General features: G+C 55.5%; 18 protein-coding genes. 6 read left to right on the top strand and 12 right to left on the bottom strand.

Annotated elements, in window-relative coordinates:
* The 3 genes from tssC to EV102420_RS18910 all read right to left on the bottom strand — a co-directional run.
* The coding region (gene tssC, locus EV102420_RS18920; RefSeq protein WP_042395207.1) for a type VI secretion system contractile sheath large subunit at positions 1-888 on the bottom strand (888 nt) is incomplete at its 3' end.
* 38 nt (positions 889-926) lie between these two features.
* The gene (tssB, locus tag EV102420_RS18915; protein WP_042395205.1) at positions 927-1424 is read right to left on the bottom strand and encodes a type VI secretion system contractile sheath small subunit; all 498 of its coding nucleotides are present in this window, start codon (positions 1422-1424) and stop codon (positions 927-929) included.
* Between the two features lie 547 nt (positions 1425-1971).
* Positions 1972-2418 (bottom strand): ester cyclase, encoded by a 447-nt coding sequence (locus tag EV102420_RS18910; protein ID WP_042395185.1) that lies wholly within the window; start codon positions 2416-2418, stop codon positions 1972-1974.
* Between the two features lie 92 nt (positions 2419-2510).
* On the opposite strand from EV102420_RS18910, the gene EV102420_RS18905 reads away from it, so the two are divergent.
* Together EV102420_RS18905 and EV102420_RS18900 are read left to right on the top strand one after the other, a co-directional pair.
* Positions 2511-3431 (top strand): LysR family transcriptional regulator, encoded by a 921-nt coding sequence (locus tag EV102420_RS18905; RefSeq protein ID WP_042395184.1) that lies wholly within the window; start codon positions 2511-2513, stop codon positions 3429-3431.
* A gap of 61 nt (positions 3432-3492) precedes the next feature.
* Complete coding sequence (locus tag EV102420_RS18900) at positions 3493-6036, top strand: excinuclease ABC subunit UvrA (protein ID WP_042395181.1); 2544 nt, start codon at positions 3493-3495, stop codon at positions 6034-6036.
* A 76-nt stretch (positions 6037-6112) separates the two neighbouring features.
* Here EV102420_RS18900 and EV102420_RS18895 read toward each other — a convergent pair whose 3' ends face one another.
* The 3 genes from EV102420_RS18895 to EV102420_RS18885 are packed head-to-tail and all read right to left on the bottom strand — an operon-like array spanning position 6113 to position 8840.
* Positions 6113-7108: a DUF2891 domain-containing protein gene (locus EV102420_RS18895; RefSeq protein ID WP_042395179.1), complete on the bottom strand. Its 996-nt coding sequence runs from the start codon at positions 7106-7108 to the stop codon at positions 6113-6115.
* A 26-nt stretch (positions 7109-7134) separates the two neighbouring features.
* Positions 7135-8121 (bottom strand): DUF979 domain-containing protein, encoded by a 987-nt coding sequence (locus EV102420_RS18890; protein ID WP_042395177.1) that lies wholly within the window; start codon positions 8119-8121, stop codon positions 7135-7137.
* Positions 8118-8840, bottom strand: a complete 723-nt coding sequence (locus EV102420_RS18885; protein WP_042395176.1) for a DUF969 domain-containing protein — start codon at positions 8838-8840, stop codon at positions 8118-8120. Before EV102420_RS18885 ends, EV102420_RS18890 begins: the two co-directional genes overlap by 4 nt.
* 247 nt (positions 8841-9087) lie before the next feature.
* On the opposite strand from EV102420_RS18885, the gene EV102420_RS18880 reads away from it, so the two are divergent.
* Positions 9088-9633, top strand: coding sequence for a winged helix DNA-binding protein (locus EV102420_RS18880; RefSeq protein ID WP_042395174.1), 546 nt, complete (start codon positions 9088-9090; stop codon positions 9631-9633).
* A gap of 16 nt (positions 9634-9649) precedes the next feature.
* Here the strand turns inward: EV102420_RS18880 and EV102420_RS18875 are convergent, their stop codons facing one another.
* Together EV102420_RS18875 and EV102420_RS18870 are read right to left on the bottom strand one after the other, a co-directional pair.
* Entirely contained in the window at positions 9650-10045 is a 396-nt protein-coding gene (locus EV102420_RS18875) for a hypothetical protein (RefSeq protein ID WP_042395172.1), read from the bottom strand.
* A complete protein-coding gene (locus EV102420_RS18870; protein WP_042395169.1) occupies positions 10042-11421 on the bottom strand; it encodes an MFS transporter in 1380 nt (459 codons plus the stop codon). Before EV102420_RS18870 ends, EV102420_RS18875 begins: the two co-directional genes overlap by 4 nt.
* Positions 11422-11559: 138 nt before the next feature.
* On the opposite strand from EV102420_RS18870, the gene EV102420_RS18865 reads away from it, so the two are divergent.
* The gene (locus tag EV102420_RS18865; protein ID WP_042395165.1) at positions 11560-12465 is read left to right on the top strand and encodes a LysR family transcriptional regulator; all 906 of its coding nucleotides are present in this window, start codon (positions 11560-11562) and stop codon (positions 12463-12465) included.
* A gap of 15 nt (positions 12466-12480) precedes the next feature.
* Here the strand turns inward: EV102420_RS18865 and EV102420_RS18860 are convergent, their stop codons facing one another.
* Positions 12481-13551, bottom strand: a complete 1071-nt coding sequence (locus tag EV102420_RS18860; protein ID WP_042395162.1) for an aldo/keto reductase — start codon at positions 13549-13551, stop codon at positions 12481-12483.
* 155 nt (positions 13552-13706) lie between these two features.
* Here EV102420_RS18860 and EV102420_RS18855 point away from each other — a divergent pair, with 155 nt between their 5' ends.
* Positions 13707-14591 (top strand): AraC family transcriptional regulator, encoded by an 885-nt coding sequence (locus tag EV102420_RS18855; RefSeq protein WP_042395160.1) that lies wholly within the window; start codon positions 13707-13709, stop codon positions 14589-14591.
* A gap of 35 nt (positions 14592-14626) precedes the next feature.
* Here the strand turns inward: EV102420_RS18855 and EV102420_RS18850 are convergent, their stop codons facing one another.
* Complete coding sequence (locus tag EV102420_RS18850) at positions 14627-14926, bottom strand: hypothetical protein (RefSeq protein WP_042395158.1); 300 nt, start codon at positions 14924-14926, stop codon at positions 14627-14629.
* A gap of 78 nt (positions 14927-15004) precedes the next feature.
* Positions 15005-15760, bottom strand: coding sequence for a DeoR/GlpR family DNA-binding transcription regulator (locus tag EV102420_RS18845; protein WP_042395156.1), 756 nt, complete (start codon positions 15758-15760; stop codon positions 15005-15007).
* 82 nt (positions 15761-15842) lie between these two features.
* Here EV102420_RS18845 and EV102420_RS18840 point away from each other — a divergent pair, with 82 nt between their 5' ends.
* Positions 15843-16427 carry an NUDIX hydrolase gene (locus tag EV102420_RS18840; RefSeq protein WP_042395154.1) on the top strand — a complete coding sequence of 195 codons (585 nt, stop codon included), beginning with the start codon at positions 15843-15845 and terminating at the stop codon, positions 16425-16427.
* 7 nt (positions 16428-16434) lie between these two features.
* On the opposite strand, the gene EV102420_RS18835 is transcribed toward EV102420_RS18840, so the two are convergent.
* Positions 16435-16890 carry a GNAT family N-acetyltransferase gene (locus tag EV102420_RS18835; RefSeq protein WP_042395152.1) on the bottom strand — a complete coding sequence of 152 codons (456 nt, stop codon included), beginning with the start codon at positions 16888-16890 and terminating at the stop codon, positions 16435-16437.
* Positions 16891-16946 lie beyond the last annotated feature (56 nt).

The following is a 16946-nucleotide window of genomic DNA, read 5'->3' as shown; positions in this document are numbered from 1 at the left end:
ATCGTGATCCGGGCCTTTGACCTGCTCAACATAGTTGAAGCTGCGCACCGGCACGGTATCCGGGCCGTACGGCAGACGCCCCAGCACGCGCGGCATCACCAGACCGAGGTAACGCGAGTCATCGGTTTCGCGGAAGGATTTCCACTTGATATACTCGGCCCGGTCGAAGTAGTTGCCGATATCCTTGATGGCCGCCACCTGCTCCATATTCTCTTTTAAGAAGAATGTTGGCCCTGCGGAGCCAATAAACGGCATGTGGGCGGCGGCGGACACCTTCGAAATGTTACGCATCAGCGCCACATCCTGCGCGGAGGCATCGAACTCATAGGCCGAGATCACCGCGGCAATGGGTTCTCCGCCGGGGGTGTCGTATTCCGCGATATAGGTCTGCTTATACAGCCCGCTCTGGATGATTTCTGGCGCGTCCTCGAAGTCCTGACGCAGCTCCTCTTTCGACAAATCGAGCAGTTCCAGCCTGACGTTCTGGCGAAAGTCGGTTTTATCCACCAGCGATTTCAGCCCCCGCCAGATGCTCTCCGTGCGCTGAAAATCTTCATGGTGCATGACCTCATCAAGCTGTCGGCCGATCTGGAAATCCAGCTCTGCAATATGGTGGTCGAGGATGGTTTTATCCAGCTTCTCTACCGTTTGCCCGGATTTTTGCAGACACTGCATAAAGACTTTTACTGCCGCAGTGACGCGCGCATCCGCAGAGGTTTCGGCCATCACGCTATTATCATCAAACCCGTTTAGATCACCGAGCTCGGCCACCGGCGTTAAATTAATTTTTTCGAACAGCGAAGCATATACCCCACCCTGCGGCAGTATTGTTTCTGCAGTGGCGCTGCCCGCCCTGTTTTTCGGTTCGTTATTGACTGACATTAGCATTGACTCGTCTTTATATTTGTTAAAAGAAGATCTGATAATTAAGCGCGGGTCGGCACGAGCGCATTCAGCTCGCTGCGCAGTTCATCGGAAAGCGCCGGGTCTTTTAATATGGTTTCGAGTTCTTTTCTGAACGTAACGTTATCAAGCAGATTAGATTTCAAATCACGTAACAGGTTACGCATGGAGAGCATGGCCCGGAGTTGGGGGATCTGGCGTGCCACCGCCTCGGGTTCAAAATCTTTCATATTCTGAAAAGAGAGCTTTATATTCTCTTCAGAACCGTCGTCTGAGAGAGTGTTTTTAACGGTGAGGCTGAGTTCGGGATTAAGCTCGGCCAGTACGCTGTTGAAATTGTGCTTGTTTATGTTTATTTTTTCGCGCTCAGACAGCGTGCCTTCTGCCTTGCCATTGCTGAAGTCACCCACATTCAGGAGCTTAAGCGGCAGCTCCACTTTCTTCTGAGCGCCCCCGGTGACAAGATCCAGTTTTATATTTATGCGTGCACGAGGTATCTCGTTCTGAAATGAATCAGACATATGCATTTATCTCCTGAATGAATTAATCCATTAGCGGGGTACAGTGTTATCCCGGGGAATGGGGGTTTTTATTTCTACTACTTATTCCACTCATCGTAAAGAGGGAAAAATGTAATTAGGAGCGCTAATGCTCTTAAATTAATTTTTAGAAAATATACAATTTCCCGCGACAGTCCGGCTGGCGTGGGATGACGGCCTGACATGCAAATCCCCTGAAGCTCTCTCAAATTAAAAATTAGGAATTTGACCGGAGATGAGTATACGGAACGAGAAAGACAGACTTTTACCGCTAATATTTAGAATTTGAAACAATTGGAAATATAATGAGGTATTCATTTTTTCCAAAAAATATGAGAATAGCTTTCCGACACGGTATTCATTGAAGGGTTAATATGTTCAAGAAGAAACGCTCTGCCCCTTTAGCATCATTTGACGACGTTTTTGCTTACTACAACAGGGAGAGCATGCCTTGAGGACAGAATCGCAAACGGTCGCGGAAACCATTCAGGCCACTAGCGCCGCAGTGAAATTTTAAAGCATCCCGGGTTCAGCTTTGTGATGGAAACTGGCCAAGCTGCAGGAACAGGCCAAACCAGTCTTCCAGATGCCAGGTGGTGGTGATCAGACCGTTGGCAACCGTGTGAAACTCATGCAGTCTGAAACTCACCTTTTTACCGGTTGGCGCGATGCCGAACAGTTCACCCAAATGGGTCCCGCCGATCTCGGCGCGCACGGCGACCTTGCCCGGTTCCTGAACCGTGTCATGGATGGTGATGTGCACATCCGGAAAGGCGGCGACGACCATGTTAATGATGGTCTTGATACCTGCCGGACCGGGAGCCTGGCCTGGCGCCAGCGGAATGTCATCCCACTCAGGGGCAAGTACGGTATCCACAAGATCGGGATCCTGTTCGCTAAATGCGCGATACAGTGTTTCTACAGCGGCCAGTTCGGTACGTAATTGCTGGGTCAACTCTGTCGATGGGATGTTCATGAAAATTCTACTCCGCAGTTAAGGAGGTGGCAGAATAAAACGTGGGTTATAATCAATCCAACAAATAACCGATATAACCCATTATTCGAAATATGGATTTTCATGGTATCGATCTAAACCTGCTGGTGGCCTTCAATGCGCTCATGAACGAACGCAATGTCACGCGCGCCGCAATCCAGACAGGCGTAAGCCAGCCGGCGATGAGCGCAGCCCTGTCCCGGCTGCGTATTCTGCTGGGCGACCCCCTCTTTCAGCGCAGCAATGCAGGGTTAATTCCCACGTCACGCGCGCGGGACCTGGCATCCCCCATCGCTGCTGCCCTGCAGCAGATCGAGCAGGCTATGATTACCCAGCCTGGCTTTAAGCCTGAAACGGCGCAGGTCACGTTCAAACTGGGCCTGCAGGATTATCCTACCCTGGTCTTGCTTCCGACACTGATGCAAGCGCTGGAGCAGACCTGCCCCGGCGTCTCTTTGAATGTGGTTTCATTTAATGACCGCAATGCTGCTGTCGATCTGCTCGATGCCGGTGCGATCGATGTGGCCATCGGCGTGCCGCCGACGAATATGGATGCGCGTATTCTGACCCGTCCGCTGCTGCGTGATGAATTTGTTACCATCGTATCAAGTGAACATCGGGCTGCAAGGGAGCCGATGGATTTGAAGACCTATCTGGACCTGCAGCATGTGCTCGTATCACCGGAAGGAGAGTTGCACGGCCTCGTCGATCGGACCCTCGCCCAGCAGGGCAAGCAGGGCAAGCAGCGTAAGCTCGCATTAACCGTGCCACACATTTTTGCCGTGCCTGCGGTCATCGCGCGCACCCATATGGCCGCCACGATCCTCAAACGTGTGGCACTTCATTCGCAGACCAGCCATGAGCTGAAACTGTTTTCGCCACCCCTGGCGCTGCCGGAGATCGTGTTTCATCTGATATGGCATCGACGCAGCGGCAACTCGCCCGCTCAGGTATGGTTCAGAGAATGTATTGCAACGCACGCAAGTACCCTGTAGCAAGTTGTTCGATGCCCTTTCCAGGTCTACCCTTGAAGTTCTTTTATTATCAGGGAAAACCATGTCAGCAGAAAGATCGTCAAAAAGCCTACGCGCTCGGTCTCAGAATATCAGCTCTGGGGTAAGCGTACACGGGGCCAGAACGCATAACCTCAAGGACGTTTCCTTTACCTTTCCTCGTGATGCCATGGTGGTGTTTACCGGCATATCCGGCTCGGGTAAATCCTCCCTGGCATTTGACACGATCTATGCCGAGGCGCAGCAACGCTTTATGGAGTCCGTCGCCCCGCACGCGCGACGCCTGATTGAGCAGGCATCTGCGCCGGACGTGGACAGTATAGACGGTCTGCCGCCCGCCGTTGCCCTGCAGCAGAGCCGTGCTGGCGCACAAGAGCGTTCAACAGTTGGCAGCCTGACACGGATCTCCGTTATTCTGAGGCTGCTGTTTTCCCGCGCCGGTAGCCATCCCGCCGACGTCCCGTTCCTTGCCGCTGAATCTTTCTCGCCCAATAACCCCCAGGGTGCCTGCCCGGCATGCCAGGGGATGGGCATGGTACATGAAGTGAAAGCCGACGCGCTTGTCCCGGACGATTCGCTGAGCATTCGCGAAGGGGCAATAGCCGCCTGGCCCGCCGGCTGGCAGGCAAAAAACCTGCGTTCAATTCTGGAAACGCTGGGCTACGACATCGATGCGCCGTGGAAGACGCTGTCTAAAAAAGAGAGAGAGTGGATCATCTTCACCGACGAACAACCGTCGGTACCCATCTTTTTGGGATTGAATGCGGAGCAGCGCCAGGAGGCCATCGCGGCAGGCACCGAGCCCGCCTATACCGGCACCTACACCAGCGTCAGAAGATACCTGCTGCAGAGCTACTCAGGCAGTAAGGACTCGGTGAAAAAACGCATCTCCCGCTTCATTACCGTGGCACCCTGCACCGAATGTCACGGCAAGCGGCTCAACCGGAATGCTCTGGCCTACACTTTTGCGGGCCTCGATATTGCCGAGATGGCCGACCTGACGATTTCGCAGCTGAAGGCGCTGCTTATACCCTTTGCCGAAGGCCGTTCTCAACAGCTGCCTGGCGAGGCCGCGCTGCGCGAGGCCGTTATCAGGATGGCGACCGATATCTGTAGCCGCCTCGACCAGCTCGAAAAACTGGGCCTTGGGCACCTGTCTCTCAGCCGCCGGACCACCATGCTCTCGTCCGGTGAACTACAGCGGATCCGTCTGGCCACGCAGCTTATCTCCCGGCTCTTTGGCGTGATTTACGTGCTCGATGAGCCTGCGGCTGGCCTGCATCCTGAAGACGTACGCGCCCTGCTCCAGTCCCTGCGCTTGCTGCTTGAGGCGGGCAACTCGCTGGTCATCGTCGAACACAATTTGGATGTTATTGCCGAAGCCGACTGGCTGACGGAAGTGGGACCGGGCCCAGGGCGCTTGGGGGGTGAGATCGTCTATAACGGCATTCCATCGGGTCTCAAGCAGGTATCCGGTTCGCCTACCGCAGGCTACCTGTTCGACAGGCATCGTCCGGGCCTGCGTCGGCGTCGTCTTCCCGAACGCTGGCTGACGCTAGAGCAGATAACCTGCAATAACATTCACTGCCTGGATGTCCGCATCCCCCTGGAACGGATGACCGCCATTACCGGCGTGTCTGGCTCAGGCAAGTCTACGCTTCTGGCCCGCGTGCTCCCCGCGCTGCTTCAACGACTCGACAAAACGCCGGAAGAGGACGCCGCTGAGGAAGACGGCGTGGTTCCGGATGTACAGGGTAAGATCACGGCGGGCGGGAACACTCTTAATCGTCTGGTTCGCATCGATCAGCGGCCCATCGGGCGGACGCCGCGATCTAACCTGGCGACCTATACCGGCTTTTTTGACACCGTACGCAAGCTCTTTGCCGAAACGGACGAGGCGAAAAAGCACGGCTTTAACGCCAGCCGATTTTCCTTTAACCTGCCCGCCGGGCGCTGCCCCGCCTGCGAGGGTCAGGGGCAGATCACCATAGAGCTACTGTTCATGCCCGAGGCAAGCGCGCCGTGCTCCGCCTGCGGGGGGCGTCGCTACAATGATGAAACCCTTGAGGTGCGGTGGCATAACAAAACGATAGCGGACGTGCTGGATCTCACCGTCGACGAAGCCATTTCGACGTTCAAGGACAATGACGCTATCCAGCGCTCTCTCGCCGCGCTTGCCGCGCTTGGTCTCGGCTACCTGACGCTGGGCCAGCCTGCGACCGAACTGTCCGGCGGCGAATGTCAGCGCATTAAGCTTGCCTGGGAGTTACAGCGGGTGCAGCGGGGTAAAACGCTCTATCTGCTGGATGAGCCCTCGACCGGGCTGCATGCGGCGGATATGGATAAGCTGATGCAGGTTCTGGACAGGCTGGTTCAGCGCGGTGACACGGTAGTCATGGCTGAGCACGATATGCGCATCGCTGCCGAAGCCGACTGGATCCTCGATCTCGGGCCTGGGTCGGGCGAAAACGGCGGACAACTCGTTGCGGCCGGTACGCCGGATGAGGTAAGCCGCTCGCAGGACAGCCTCACCGCGCCCTATCTGTCAGCCAGGTTGAAAAAAAGAGGCGGCGATCCTGACGAGTAGCGCTGGTCAGGTTAACTCAGGGTTGTGAACATGAGGATCGGGTATAGCGTCACCTGCGACTATACCCTTCTCAAGCTTACTCCAGCGCCAGCAGTGCGAAACTGGCCAGCCAGTGCCCGCCGCTGTAGTGGCTTCCCACCACATGCTCTACGCTGGCCGCAAGATGACGCTCCACCGCCTCGCTCAGCGCCTGCTGCCCCGCGTGCTGTGCTGGCAACGCTTTGGCAATATGCTTCATGCACCAGGCGCGGCTGAGGTTTAAACCATCAAGATGCGCAATTTTGGGATCGGTACGGTCGCTTACCTCTGCCGGATCCATCAGCGCCGACACCGCGCCCACGTCAGGAAGAAACGTATCGAACCAGGCTGGGAAACGATCCGTCACCTTGCTCATCAGCAGTGCTTCCGTGAGCGCCCCGGAAATATACTCGTCTCCGCCTGGCTCATAGTGAGCCGGATAGCGCGTGTCAGCGAGATAGAAGCGGTTAGCCGCCGCGACAATGGATTGCTCAAGCGCGTCATCCTCCACGGCGCGGGCATAGTCCAGGCCCAGCGCCAGCGCAAAAGCGGTGTTGTAATGGGTGCCGACGCGGATCGGGTAGGTTAACTTACTGAGATAATCCATCAGCCTGCCGCGAATATCCTGCGTTAATGGCTGCAGCGTCTGATACCAGCCCGCAGCCTCGGGCAACGCGGATTGTTTCAGCTCCTGAGCCAATGCCAGCAACCAGCCGTATCCGTATGGCCGCTCGAAAGAGGCGCGAAACGGCGCGTTAAAATAGGCCAGCTCCTGCGCAACCTTCTCTTCCTTCAGATGTTCATCAAATAGCGCGACGATCTCGTCCCGGCACGGCAGCTCTGGATAGAGGCGCACGCAACGCAGCAGCAGCCAGTAGCCATGCACCGCCGAGTGCCAGTCAAAACAGCCGTAGAAAATAGGATGCAGTTCGCGCGGCGGCAATACGTCTCCATCGTCATTAAGCAGATGCATAATGTGGTTAGGGTATTCCTGACGCAAATAGGTCAATGGCATTCTGGCAAACGCGTCAGCCTGATGTTGAGTAAGTTCCATAACAGCTCCTTAAGTCATTGCTACGCTTAGCGAAATACGAGGAAATACATTAAGAACACGTTAACCACCAGCAGGGTTAGCGCGGTCGGGATCTGGATTTTGATCACCTGGTACTTATCTTTAAGCTCTAGCAGAGCCGCAGGAACGATATTGAAATTGGCGGCCATCGGCGTCATCAGGGTGCCGCAATAGCCCGCGTACATGCCAATCGCCAGCAGCGGTGCCGGGTTACCGTGGTGTACGTTGATCAGGAAGGGCAAGGCGATACCCGCACTCAGTACCGGGAAAGCGGCGAAGGCGTTGCCCATGATCATGGTGAAGAGCGCCATACCCACGCAGTAGATCACCACCAGCATGAAACGGCTATCCGGGTTCACAAACAGGCTGACCACCTTTTGCACCGATTCGCCGGTATTCGCCACCACAAACACGCCGCCCAGCATGGCAAGCATCTGCGGCAGGATCACCGCCCAGCCGATGGTATCAACAAGGCGACGAGACTGGCGGACCGCATGCAGCGGCGTCCCCTTCGTCAGCCACCAGCCGGTGAGGATCGCGGCCACGCACGCCACGCACAGCGCTGCGAGCGTGAGCTGTTTTTGGTCAAGCAGGTAGACCCCACCCACCGACACGCCCTTCAGGAACAAGGTACCGATCACGGTAACCACCGGGATCATCAGCGCCGGCAGGAACAGCCAGTTTTTCAGTCGGTTTGCTGAGGCGACGCGTTCGGACTCGGTGGACATCTTATAGTGCCCCTTACCCACCAGCCCAAAACCGGCCAGCAGGGCAATGAGAATGACGCAGCCGCCAATGATCCGATACGCCAGAGACTTGCCCAGCTCCTGCACCATGAGATCGCCAAACAGGAAGATGCCGCCAAAAAGGAACCAGAACAGCGCGGTGGTAAAGCGTTTAGGGTTGGCGCGGTCGCGCAGGGTCATCACAACCAGCAGCATCACGACAAAACCAATCAGATAGTACACGCGGTTAATAGTGATTAACGTCATCATGGTGCGATCTCCTGTGTACCCTGCTCTGCTCGCCAGGCCATCACGTCGCGACGAATGCTTGCATCGAGGCGCAGCAGGCGCGTCATATGAATAACCAATGCCGCGATAGCGGTTGGAATGGCCCACAGGCCGATATGTAGCGGTTCAATTCCCTCAATGCCGCTCTCTTTCAGGAAGGCGTCAATCAACAGCACCGCGCCAAAGGCGATGAAGATATCCTCCCCGAAGAAAACCGCAATGTTGTCGCACGCGGCGGCATGCGCTTTGATTTTGTCGCGGATATGCTGCGGCAGCTCGCCATACTCATTCAGCGCCGCCCCTTCAGCCATCGGCGCAAGCAGCGGACGCACCGTCTGAGCATGACCGCCAAGCGACATCAGTCCCAGTGCCGCCGTGCCTTCACGCGCCACAAAGTAGAGCATCAAAATACGTGCCGAGGTGGCGCTGGCTATCTTCGCTACCCAGGCCTGAGCCCGCTCTTTAAGCCCGTAATACTCCAGCAGGCCAATAACAGGCAGGATCAGGATAAAGGTTGCCAGCGAACGGCTATTGACGAACTTTTCGCCAAACGTCTCCAGCAACATACCAAAATCCATGCCCACCAGCAGGCCCGTCGCCAGCCCTGCCACCACGACTACCAGCAGCGGGTTGAAGCGTAGTGCAAAGCCGATAACCACGATGGGTATCCCAATCAGCGGCAATAATGTCGAACCGTCCATAAACGTTTACCCTATCCAAAGTGAGTGTTGCGCGCCGACGGCTATTTTTTTAATACTTCGTGTCTGGACGAAGCGTGATGCATTACGGCGAGCGATGTTGTGTTTTGCGCCCGGCTCCACAGAACCAGCACTAAAAAGCTATATCCGAACCACAAAAACATGTAAACAATTTATCAATAAAATGTTCTTATTTTATCGATTTGAGTTTACATTTTTGGCTAAGAGTCACACTCCCGTAAGGAACGTTATGACCTTAAAAACACAAGTTTCATCGAACCACGACGATATCAACGATGGCCGGATCGTCTCTTCCCGACATCTGGTGTCCGAGCGCTGTGCAGAGTTATCGGAGCTGGAATACGCGCTGATCATGACCAGTAATGCATTCAATAAATGGATGGTGCGCTGCATGACCGCCGCCGGTGAACCCGACATGGGGGCCTTTGACGTCTCGCTTCTGCATCATGTGAATCATCGCAACCGTAAGAAGAAGCTGGCCGACATCTGTTTTGTTCTTAACGTTGAAGATACCCATGTGGTGACCTACGCCTTGAAAAAGCTGGTCAAGGCGGGCTACGTGACGAGTGAGAAAGTGGGCAAAGAGCTCTATTTCTCCACCACAGAGGAAGGTAAAGCGCTATGCATGAAATACCGTGACGTGCGTGAAGCCTGTCTTATCAATATTCATGCGGAAAGCGGCATTTCAGGGGCGTCGATTGGTGATACCGCGCAGCTGCTCCGCACGATATCGTCCCTGTATGACACAGCCGCCAGGGCGGCGGCATCGTTGTGAGATAACTGAAAAGTCGTTAAGGCGTAGGGAGAGCGGTTTCGTGGAGATGCCGCCAGCGGAGCATGCCGTCCGGCTCGGACTCAAATACTACGGTTGAGAAACGTAGCGTCGCGTTTTGACCGGGCAGCTGCTGGCGCTCCTGATAAGTAACGGTTGCGCCCTCGGCGCTCTCTGCAACAAGCTGCATATTCTCAATGGCGATCTGCAGCCCCTTCTTCGCGCCGCGCTGGCCACGGAAGAACGCGTTCAATGCCGTAAAATCAAGCATGGCTCCCCCAGGCGTGACCATTGAGTACGCCGGGCTAAAACGCGCTAACAGCGTTTCGCATACCTCGATTGCAGCGGTTTCGTCACCCAGCCAGTGACCGATCAGCTCGTGGGCATCAACGACTTCCTGAAAATAGCGATTCATTTTTTCTCCTTATTGAGAGTGAAGACAAGGCTGCGGTTCGGCAGCCGGAGGCAGTACAGCACAGGAATAATCACGCTGCCTGCAGCCAATAAAAAACAGAGAGGGAAGGCCTGGCTCGTTGGCACCCCTGCGCTGAGCATGAGGTTTAACAGCAAACCCATCACGGTGACGCCTAAGCAAAAGCTCAGCTGGCGGTTAATGTTCCATAGCGCGCTGGCATCAGCTAAGTCGTGCTCCGCGATGTCAATAAATGCCGCGCTTTGCGCCGTGCTGCTACACAGGCTGCTGCCGAACCCCATCAAGAGGTAAGCCAGTCCGGTAAGGGAAATGTCTTCGGCATGGCCAATAAGCGTCAGCAACGCAATGCCTGCTCCCTGCCCCAGGCAGCCGATAATAAACAGCGGACGTGGGCCGACGTGATTGAACATTTTCCCGGTGAGCGTGATAGCGACGCAGGAAGCCAGCGCCCAAGGGATCATCATTGATCCTACCAGCGTTGCACTCATACCCAGCTGAACCTGCAGATAGATCATGGCAATAAGACTCACGCCGGTAAATACGCCGGGAATAAAGTGATATACCAGCATGGCGGTTTGCAGCAGCGGCGCGTTCAGCAGTCGCAGGTTGAGCAAGGGCGACGTTTTTCTCAGAGCGTGCCGGACGAACAAAACCATCAGCAAAATGCCGACCATCAGCAATAGCCCACCTTGCCCGATATGCCCCGCCTCTCCCAGATACGTCAACCCCAGCAGAATCAACGTGAGCCCCGAGCAGGCTATAATTAGCCCTGAAAGATCAAGTGGTTCCGGCGATGTCGCGCGCGCGTCTGGCTTAAGCCAAAGCGCAGAGAGGATCAGCGTTACGCCCGCTAGCGGCAAGCTTGCTAAAAAGACATAGCGCCAGCTGATGTGATCAACAATCAACCCGCCAAGGGTGGGAGATAATGCCGGAGCCAGTAACGCCACCAGCATAATCGCTGAAGAGAGCTTCGCACGCTCGTGACTGCGATAGAGCGCATAGGTCATCGTCTGCCCGACGGGAATTAATAATCCTCCGCCTACCCCCTGTAGCCATCGCCAGGCGATGAGCTGAGATAGCGAAGAGGCAAGGCCCGCGCCGGTCGCGCCTGCCATAAAAACAATCAGAGACAACATCAGCAGGCGCTTAGCGCCGATACGCTGGGATAACCAGCGGCTTAGCGGTATCACCAGAGTGAGGCCAAGGATATACCCGTTGCTCACCCAGGCTAACAGGCTTACAGAGGCATCAAAGCGTCGGCCAATATCGGGATACGCTACGTTAGCGATAAACATGTTAACCAGATCGATAAAGAACCCCAGCAGATAGATACTGGCTACGCGCATTCGATAGTTCATTAACGCTACTTCTCTTAAATTATTTCTTAAAACAACAGGGTACGCGCAGTATAGGCAGGGAATGAGGTGGGATAAACGCTACGCACGGCGTTATACTGTCAAATACATTTTGACAATAAGTGGGTTGAGGAGCGTTGAATGCTCAACATGCAGCGGCTTGAGATTTTTGTTGCGGTAGTGGAAGCCGGTAGCTTTACGGGAGCAGCGCAAACGCTGGGGCTGACCAAAGCAGTAGTCAGCTTTAACATCAAAAAGCTGGAAGAAAAGCTTGGCGTATCGTTACTCACCCGCAGCACCCGGCGGGTCGCCGTCACCGACTCCGGAGAACGCTTCTATCATCGGTGCCAGCGGCTTCTGCAGGAGGCTGAAAGCGTGTTCAACGACGTGCGCAGCGATCATGCTGGCTTAAGCGGCTTGCTTCGTATCACGACCACGCCGGAGTACGGCGCACGTGTTGTTGTTCCCGCGCTCGCGGCTTTCTCAGCTGAACATCCCCAGCTGAGAATTCAGCATGTCTCCTCTTCGAAAAACGACGATCTGATTGCCGGGCGATTTGACGTTGCTATCCGGCTTGGTCAGCTCACGGACTCAAGCCATCATGCCAAATTAATCGATCGGTTCGAGATCCTCCCCGTCGCGTCACCTGCTTACCTGAAACGCTACGGAGGGTCGCCATCCCTCAGTCTGGAACAGCTTGCCGAGGTGAGCTGGCTGGCCCACACCCGGCTTGCTACTCCGCTTAACTGGCAGGTTCTGACCCCAGAAGGCGAAAGTGTACTCTTTCGTGCGCATCTTCCCCCGGTAATCATGGCAGACAGCGCGGCCTCACTTCTGGCGTTTGCCAGGTGCGGGGCCGGTGTTGCGCTGCTGCCGGGCTGGCTGGTGCAGGACGATGTGGATACCGGTCAGCTCGTCCATTTGCTTCCCGATCACCGCTTTCCTCGTCAGGGGATCTATGCGCTGTATCCCAATACGCGCCACGTTCCGGAAAAAGTGCGAATGTTCATCGACTTTCTACAAAACTGGGTGACACATGCCGGGTAAGCCTCGCCGTTGATCCTACTCACGCCCCTTGACGGCCGTGCCACCGGTGATCAGCTGCTGCGCCATTGGCCGGGAGATAAAGCGCGCCGGGAAGATAGGACCAATCGCGCTGGCCTGATCCAGACGCTGAAGCTGCTCATCGGTGAGCACGATCTCAAGTGCAGCAAAATTGTCCTCAGCCTGAGCGACGGTGCGTGCCCCAATAATGGTGGACGCCACAGCGGCGTTACGTAATGTCCACGCCAGCGCAATCTGTGACGATGACGCCCCGCTCTCGTTGGCGATGCTGCTCACCACCTCGGCAATGGCCAGTGCACGTTCGTTAAGGTGGCCAGTCGAGGCGATGATCCCCTTACGCGTCGCTGCCACGTCTGCTTCGTTTTCATCCGAGAGATCGGCCCGGCTGTATTTCCCGGTCAGGATCCCGCCGCCAAGAGGCGACCACGGCAGGACGCCGAGCCCCATCGCCTGCGCCATCGGGATCAGCTCGTGCTCTACCGTACGCTCAACCAGGCTGTATTCAATTTGCAACGCCACGAACGGCGACCAGCCGCGCAGGTCGGCCAGCGTCTGCATCTGGGCGATACGCCATGCGGGCGTATTACAGATACCCAGGTAGAGAATTTTGCCATCACGAACGAGATCGTCGAGGGCGCGCATTACTTCATCCGGCGAGGTAGTGAAATCCCACGCGTGCAGATAGAGCAGATCGATGCGGTCGGTATCGAGCTGTCGCAGGCTGGTCTCAACGGAGCGGACGAGGTTGTAGCGGTGATTCCCGCCCGCGTTGGGGTTACCCGCTTCACGCGACATGGTAAACTTGGTAGCCAGCACGATGCGGTCGCGTTTCGCCTTGATCATCCGGCCGAGAATTTTCTCCGCGCTGCCGTTGGTATAGTTAACGGCGGTATCGATAAAGTTGCCGCCGCGTTCGACGTAGGCATCAAAAATGCGCTGCGCTTCCGCGTCATCCGCGCCCCATCCCCAGTCAGAGCCAAAGGTCATGGTGCCCAGTGAAAGAGGTGAAACACGTAATCCGGAACGGCCCAGCAGGCGATACTGGTTAAGAGCAGATGATGTAGTCATGATGTCCAATCTCCTAAAAGCGTTGAGTTCGACTATCATCCTCTATCAGAACGCGGATCAGCGGATAGACATGAGATCCGCAATGATTGCACGATTGTCCTGGCTGAACGATGCTCTCTATGCGAGGACTTTTTTCAGGGATACTCTACCTGCCTATGAACAGACTGAATGCTCTCGTGGATATTATTGGACGCCATGCCCCAGAGGATGGGACATATCGCTGCGCTCTGCCTGGGGTGACGCTGATCCGTGCGTCGTCGCCAACTATGCCGATGCCAGTGATCTATACCCCAACGCTCTGTCTTGTGGCACAGGGAACCAAGGAGGCGCGCCTCGGGGAGACAACCTACCGTTATGATGCAGCCAACTACCTGATTGCCTCCGTTGAGCTCCCTGTCATGGGGTCGGTTATTGAGGCTACAGCGGAACGGCCATACCTCTGTCTGCAGCTTGATTTCGATATGACCGCGCTGTCAGAGCTGGCCATTCGCTATCCCTCTCCGTCAGCCGATGCGCAGGTCGCCCCCTCAGGGATTATGTTAAATAAGACCACCCCGGAACTGCTCGATGCAGCTATACGTCTGGCCAGCCTGCTGGATACGCCGCAGGATATTGATGCGCTGGCCCCGCTGACGCTTCGCGAGATCCTGTATCGCCTGCTCTCGGGGCCGCAGGGCGACATTATCCGCCATATGGCGCAGGGCGAGAGCCGGCTTAATCAGATTGCCCGGTCTATTATCTGGATCAGAACCCACTTTCGGGAAGCATGCCGTATTGAACAGGCGGCCAGCGTTGCCGGGATGAGCCGCTCGGCGTTCCATCACCATTTCAAAGCCGTTACTACCATGAGCCCTATTGAGTTCCGCACGCATCTGCGCATGCAGGAGGCGCGACGGCTGATGGTGAGCGATGCGATAGACGCCGCCAGCGCGGGCTTTCATGTCGGGTATGAGAGTCCGTCCCAGTTTAGTCGTGACTATGTGCGCATCTTCGGCATGTCCCCTGCCCGGCACGCTAGCCAGCTGCGTAATCCATCGTGAGGGGGAGTGCCGGGATGACCCCGGCACGATGAGGGTTAATTGCGAGGGGTATTGTGCCAGTGCTGCTCGCACCGCTCTTTCGCCTCGGTGACCAAATCACGCAGGTCTGGAAGGGGATCGCCAGAGCCATAGTCCAGCGTACTGGTGGCTTCTTCCTGCTCCTCTTTCGCGGCGAAGCTCAGGGTCTCATCCTGCTTTTGCCAGCTGCCATCGCGCTGTTGATATATCAACGCATAGGTTGGCGTCTTTTCGTCATCGCCATAGATCTCGTATTTTTGCGTTGGTGCCTCTTCAGGGCCAAACTGCAGCGTATCGATCAGGGTTGAATCAGCCATCGTTATCTCCTCTTCGTTAAGGAGTAAGGTTAGCTTATAAATGGCGAGGCTGCGGGCTTGCCTCCAGGAACGTCGGGATCAGGCTTTCACTACCGATACGCCCTGCGCTTCTACCGACCGGATCCACTCTTCATCAGTCCCATCTTCTACGACCAGCATATTGATAAGCGACAGGCTACCGATCGCAAAGGGTGATGCGGCGTTAATCTTCTCCGGTGACGCCAGCACCACCGTCTCAGCGGCTCTGCCGGAAAATGCACGTTTGATACACGCTTCTTCGTAATCGCCGGTGGTTAAACCCGCATCCGGATGTACCCCGGTTACGCCCATAAAGAAGAGATCGGCATGGATGCTGCCGATGCCCTCTATGGCCGCCGCGCCGACGGTGACAATGGAGTGTTTATAGAGGCGGCCGCCGATGAGGATAACCTCAACAGCGGGATGATCGATCAGGCCGAGGGCAATGCCTGGGCTATGGGTCACCACCGTAATGCGCAGATCGGTAGGCAGCTGCTTAATAAGCTCCGAAGTTGTGGTTCCGCCATCGATAATCACCACCTGCCCGTCTGAAATCAGCTCAACGCCCTTGCGGGCTACGCGCTGTTTGGCGTCAATTTTTAGTGACTTGCGCTCTGAGAAGGTGCCGGTAGCCGATGACGCAGGCAGCGCGCCGCCGTGCACCCGTTGCAGGTGCCCTTCTGCCGCTAGCTCACGTAGGTCTCGGCGGATGGTATCTTCCGATACCTTGAAATACGCGCTGAGATCCTTTGAATGAACCTGGCCCTCGGCGGCCAGCTTTTCACGTATCAGCTGTTTGCGTTGACTGGTTAGCATCTTTTTTCCATTTGCACGAATTATCTTGATATTGCACGAAACCGCTGCTTATGATGGTTACTCTACGTATTGGAGCGCTATCATGCAATCAAAACATGCAGAAGTACGTATCATCAACACGCAAATCCTTTCTGACGACTGGTACACGTTAAAAAAGTACACCTTTGCGCTACAGCGGCAGAACGGCGAGTGGCAGCAGCAAAACCGAGAAGTGTATGACCGGGGCAACGGCGCGACTATCCTGCTCTATAACCGTCAACGACGAACCGTGATCCTCACGCGTCAGTTCCGCTTTCCCGTGTATGTGAATGGGCACGACGGCATGCTGATCGAAGCGGCGGCTGGCCTGCTGGATAATATGGATCCGGAAAACCGCATTAAAGCGGAGGCGGAAGAAGAGACCGGGTTTCGTATTTCGCACGTTGAAAAGGTGTTTGAGGCCTATATGAGTCCAGGCTCGGTAACGGAGAAGCTCTATTTCTATATCGCAGAGTACCAGGCCGCAGATCGAACCAGCTCTGGTGGTGGTTTAGAATCGGAAGGTGAAGATATCGAAGTGCTGGAGATGCCGCTGGATGAGGCATTAGCCGCAGTTGAAAGCGGCCTGATTGTGGATGCCAAAACTATTATGCTGCTCTATCACGTCGCCTTGAAGGGTATTTTATAGGGCTTACCTATAGCGCCTTATACATAAATACGCTCAGGGGATCTTCTTGATAGGGAGGAAACGGATCGCATAGCTGATAGCCGCAGCGTTGATAAAGCGTAATAGCTGGCTGCTGACGAATGCCCGTTTCCAACCGAAGTACACGGCAAGCGGATTGAACCGCAAGCTGCTCCAGGCTGGAGACGATCCGCTCACCGATTTTGTTGCCGCGGTATTGAGGGCGAATATATACGCGCTTGATCTCCGCGGCGCTATCGCCCTGGAGAAAAATGGCCCCGCAGCCGATCGCTTCACCTTTATCGTCACGCACAATAATGCAACGAATATCCTCTTCGTTAACCGTGGAGAAATCGAGGCAGTGATTACTCTCGGCGGGATAGAGCGTACTCTGAAATGCGTCCAGCTCGCCGACTAATATCGCTAATTCTTCTGAATCCTTGTTAATTTCGACCACATCAAACATTTTTCTTATGACCCTCTTTTTCTTTACGGTTCATAAACTTATAACACTCCTCCTTC

Source organism: Pseudescherichia vulneris NBRC 102420 (genome assembly GCF_000759795.1).
Taxonomy (GTDB): Bacteria; Pseudomonadota; Gammaproteobacteria; order Enterobacterales; family Enterobacteriaceae; genus Pseudescherichia; species Pseudescherichia vulneris.
Note: the sequence above shows the minus strand (reverse complement) of the source record. Positions and strands in the feature narration are given on the sequence as shown.

Excerpts from the sequence above, each read along its gene's own strand:
- EV102420_RS18875 (WP_042395172.1), bottom strand. The coding sequence starts at position 10,045 with ATGAATCGCTATTTTCAGGAAGTCGTTGATGCCCACGAGCTGATCGGT.
- EV102420_RS18905 (WP_042395184.1), top strand. The coding sequence starts at position 2,511 with ATGGATTTTCATGGTATCGATCTAAACCTGCTGGTGGCCTTCAATGCG.
- EV102420_RS18850 (WP_042395158.1), bottom strand. The coding sequence starts at position 14,926 with ATGGCTGATTCAACCCTGATCGATACGCTGCAGTTTGGCCCTGAAGAG.
- EV102420_RS18880 (WP_042395174.1), top strand. The coding sequence starts at position 9,088 with ATGACCTTAAAAACACAAGTTTCATCGAACCACGACGATATCAACGAT.
- EV102420_RS18865 (WP_042395165.1), top strand. The coding sequence starts at position 11,560 with ATGCTCAACATGCAGCGGCTTGAGATTTTTGTTGCGGTAGTGGAAGCC.
- EV102420_RS18840 (WP_042395154.1), top strand. The coding sequence starts at position 15,843 with ATGCAATCAAAACATGCAGAAGTACGTATCATCAACACGCAAATCCTT.
- EV102420_RS18890 (WP_042395177.1), bottom strand. The coding sequence starts at position 8,121 with ATGATGACGTTAATCACTATTAACCGCGTGTACTATCTGATTGGTTTT.
- EV102420_RS18910 (WP_042395185.1), bottom strand. The coding sequence starts at position 2,418 with ATGAACATCCCATCGACAGAGTTGACCCAGCAATTACGTACCGAACTG.
- EV102420_RS18845 (WP_042395156.1), bottom strand. The coding sequence starts at position 15,760 with ATGCTAACCAGTCAACGCAAACAGCTGATACGTGAAAAGCTGGCCGCC.
- EV102420_RS18885 (WP_042395176.1), bottom strand. The coding sequence starts at position 8,840 with ATGGACGGTTCGACATTATTGCCGCTGATTGGGATACCCATCGTGGTT.
- EV102420_RS18860 (WP_042395162.1), bottom strand. The coding sequence starts at position 13,551 with ATGACTACATCATCTGCTCTTAACCAGTATCGCCTGCTGGGCCGTTCC.
- EV102420_RS18835 (WP_042395152.1), bottom strand. The coding sequence starts at position 16,890 with ATGTTTGATGTGGTCGAAATTAACAAGGATTCAGAAGAATTAGCGATA.
- EV102420_RS18900 (WP_042395181.1), top strand. The coding sequence starts at position 3,493 with ATGTCAGCAGAAAGATCGTCAAAAAGCCTACGCGCTCGGTCTCAGAAT.
- tssB (WP_042395205.1), bottom strand. The coding sequence starts at position 1,424 with ATGTCTGATTCATTTCAGAACGAGATACCTCGTGCACGCATAAATATA.
- EV102420_RS18855 (WP_042395160.1), top strand. The coding sequence starts at position 13,707 with ATGAACAGACTGAATGCTCTCGTGGATATTATTGGACGCCATGCCCCA.
- EV102420_RS18895 (WP_042395179.1), bottom strand. The coding sequence starts at position 7,108 with ATGGAACTTACTCAACATCAGGCTGACGCGTTTGCCAGAATGCCATTG.
- EV102420_RS18870 (WP_042395169.1), bottom strand. The coding sequence starts at position 11,421 with ATGAACTATCGAATGCGCGTAGCCAGTATCTATCTGCTGGGGTTCTTT.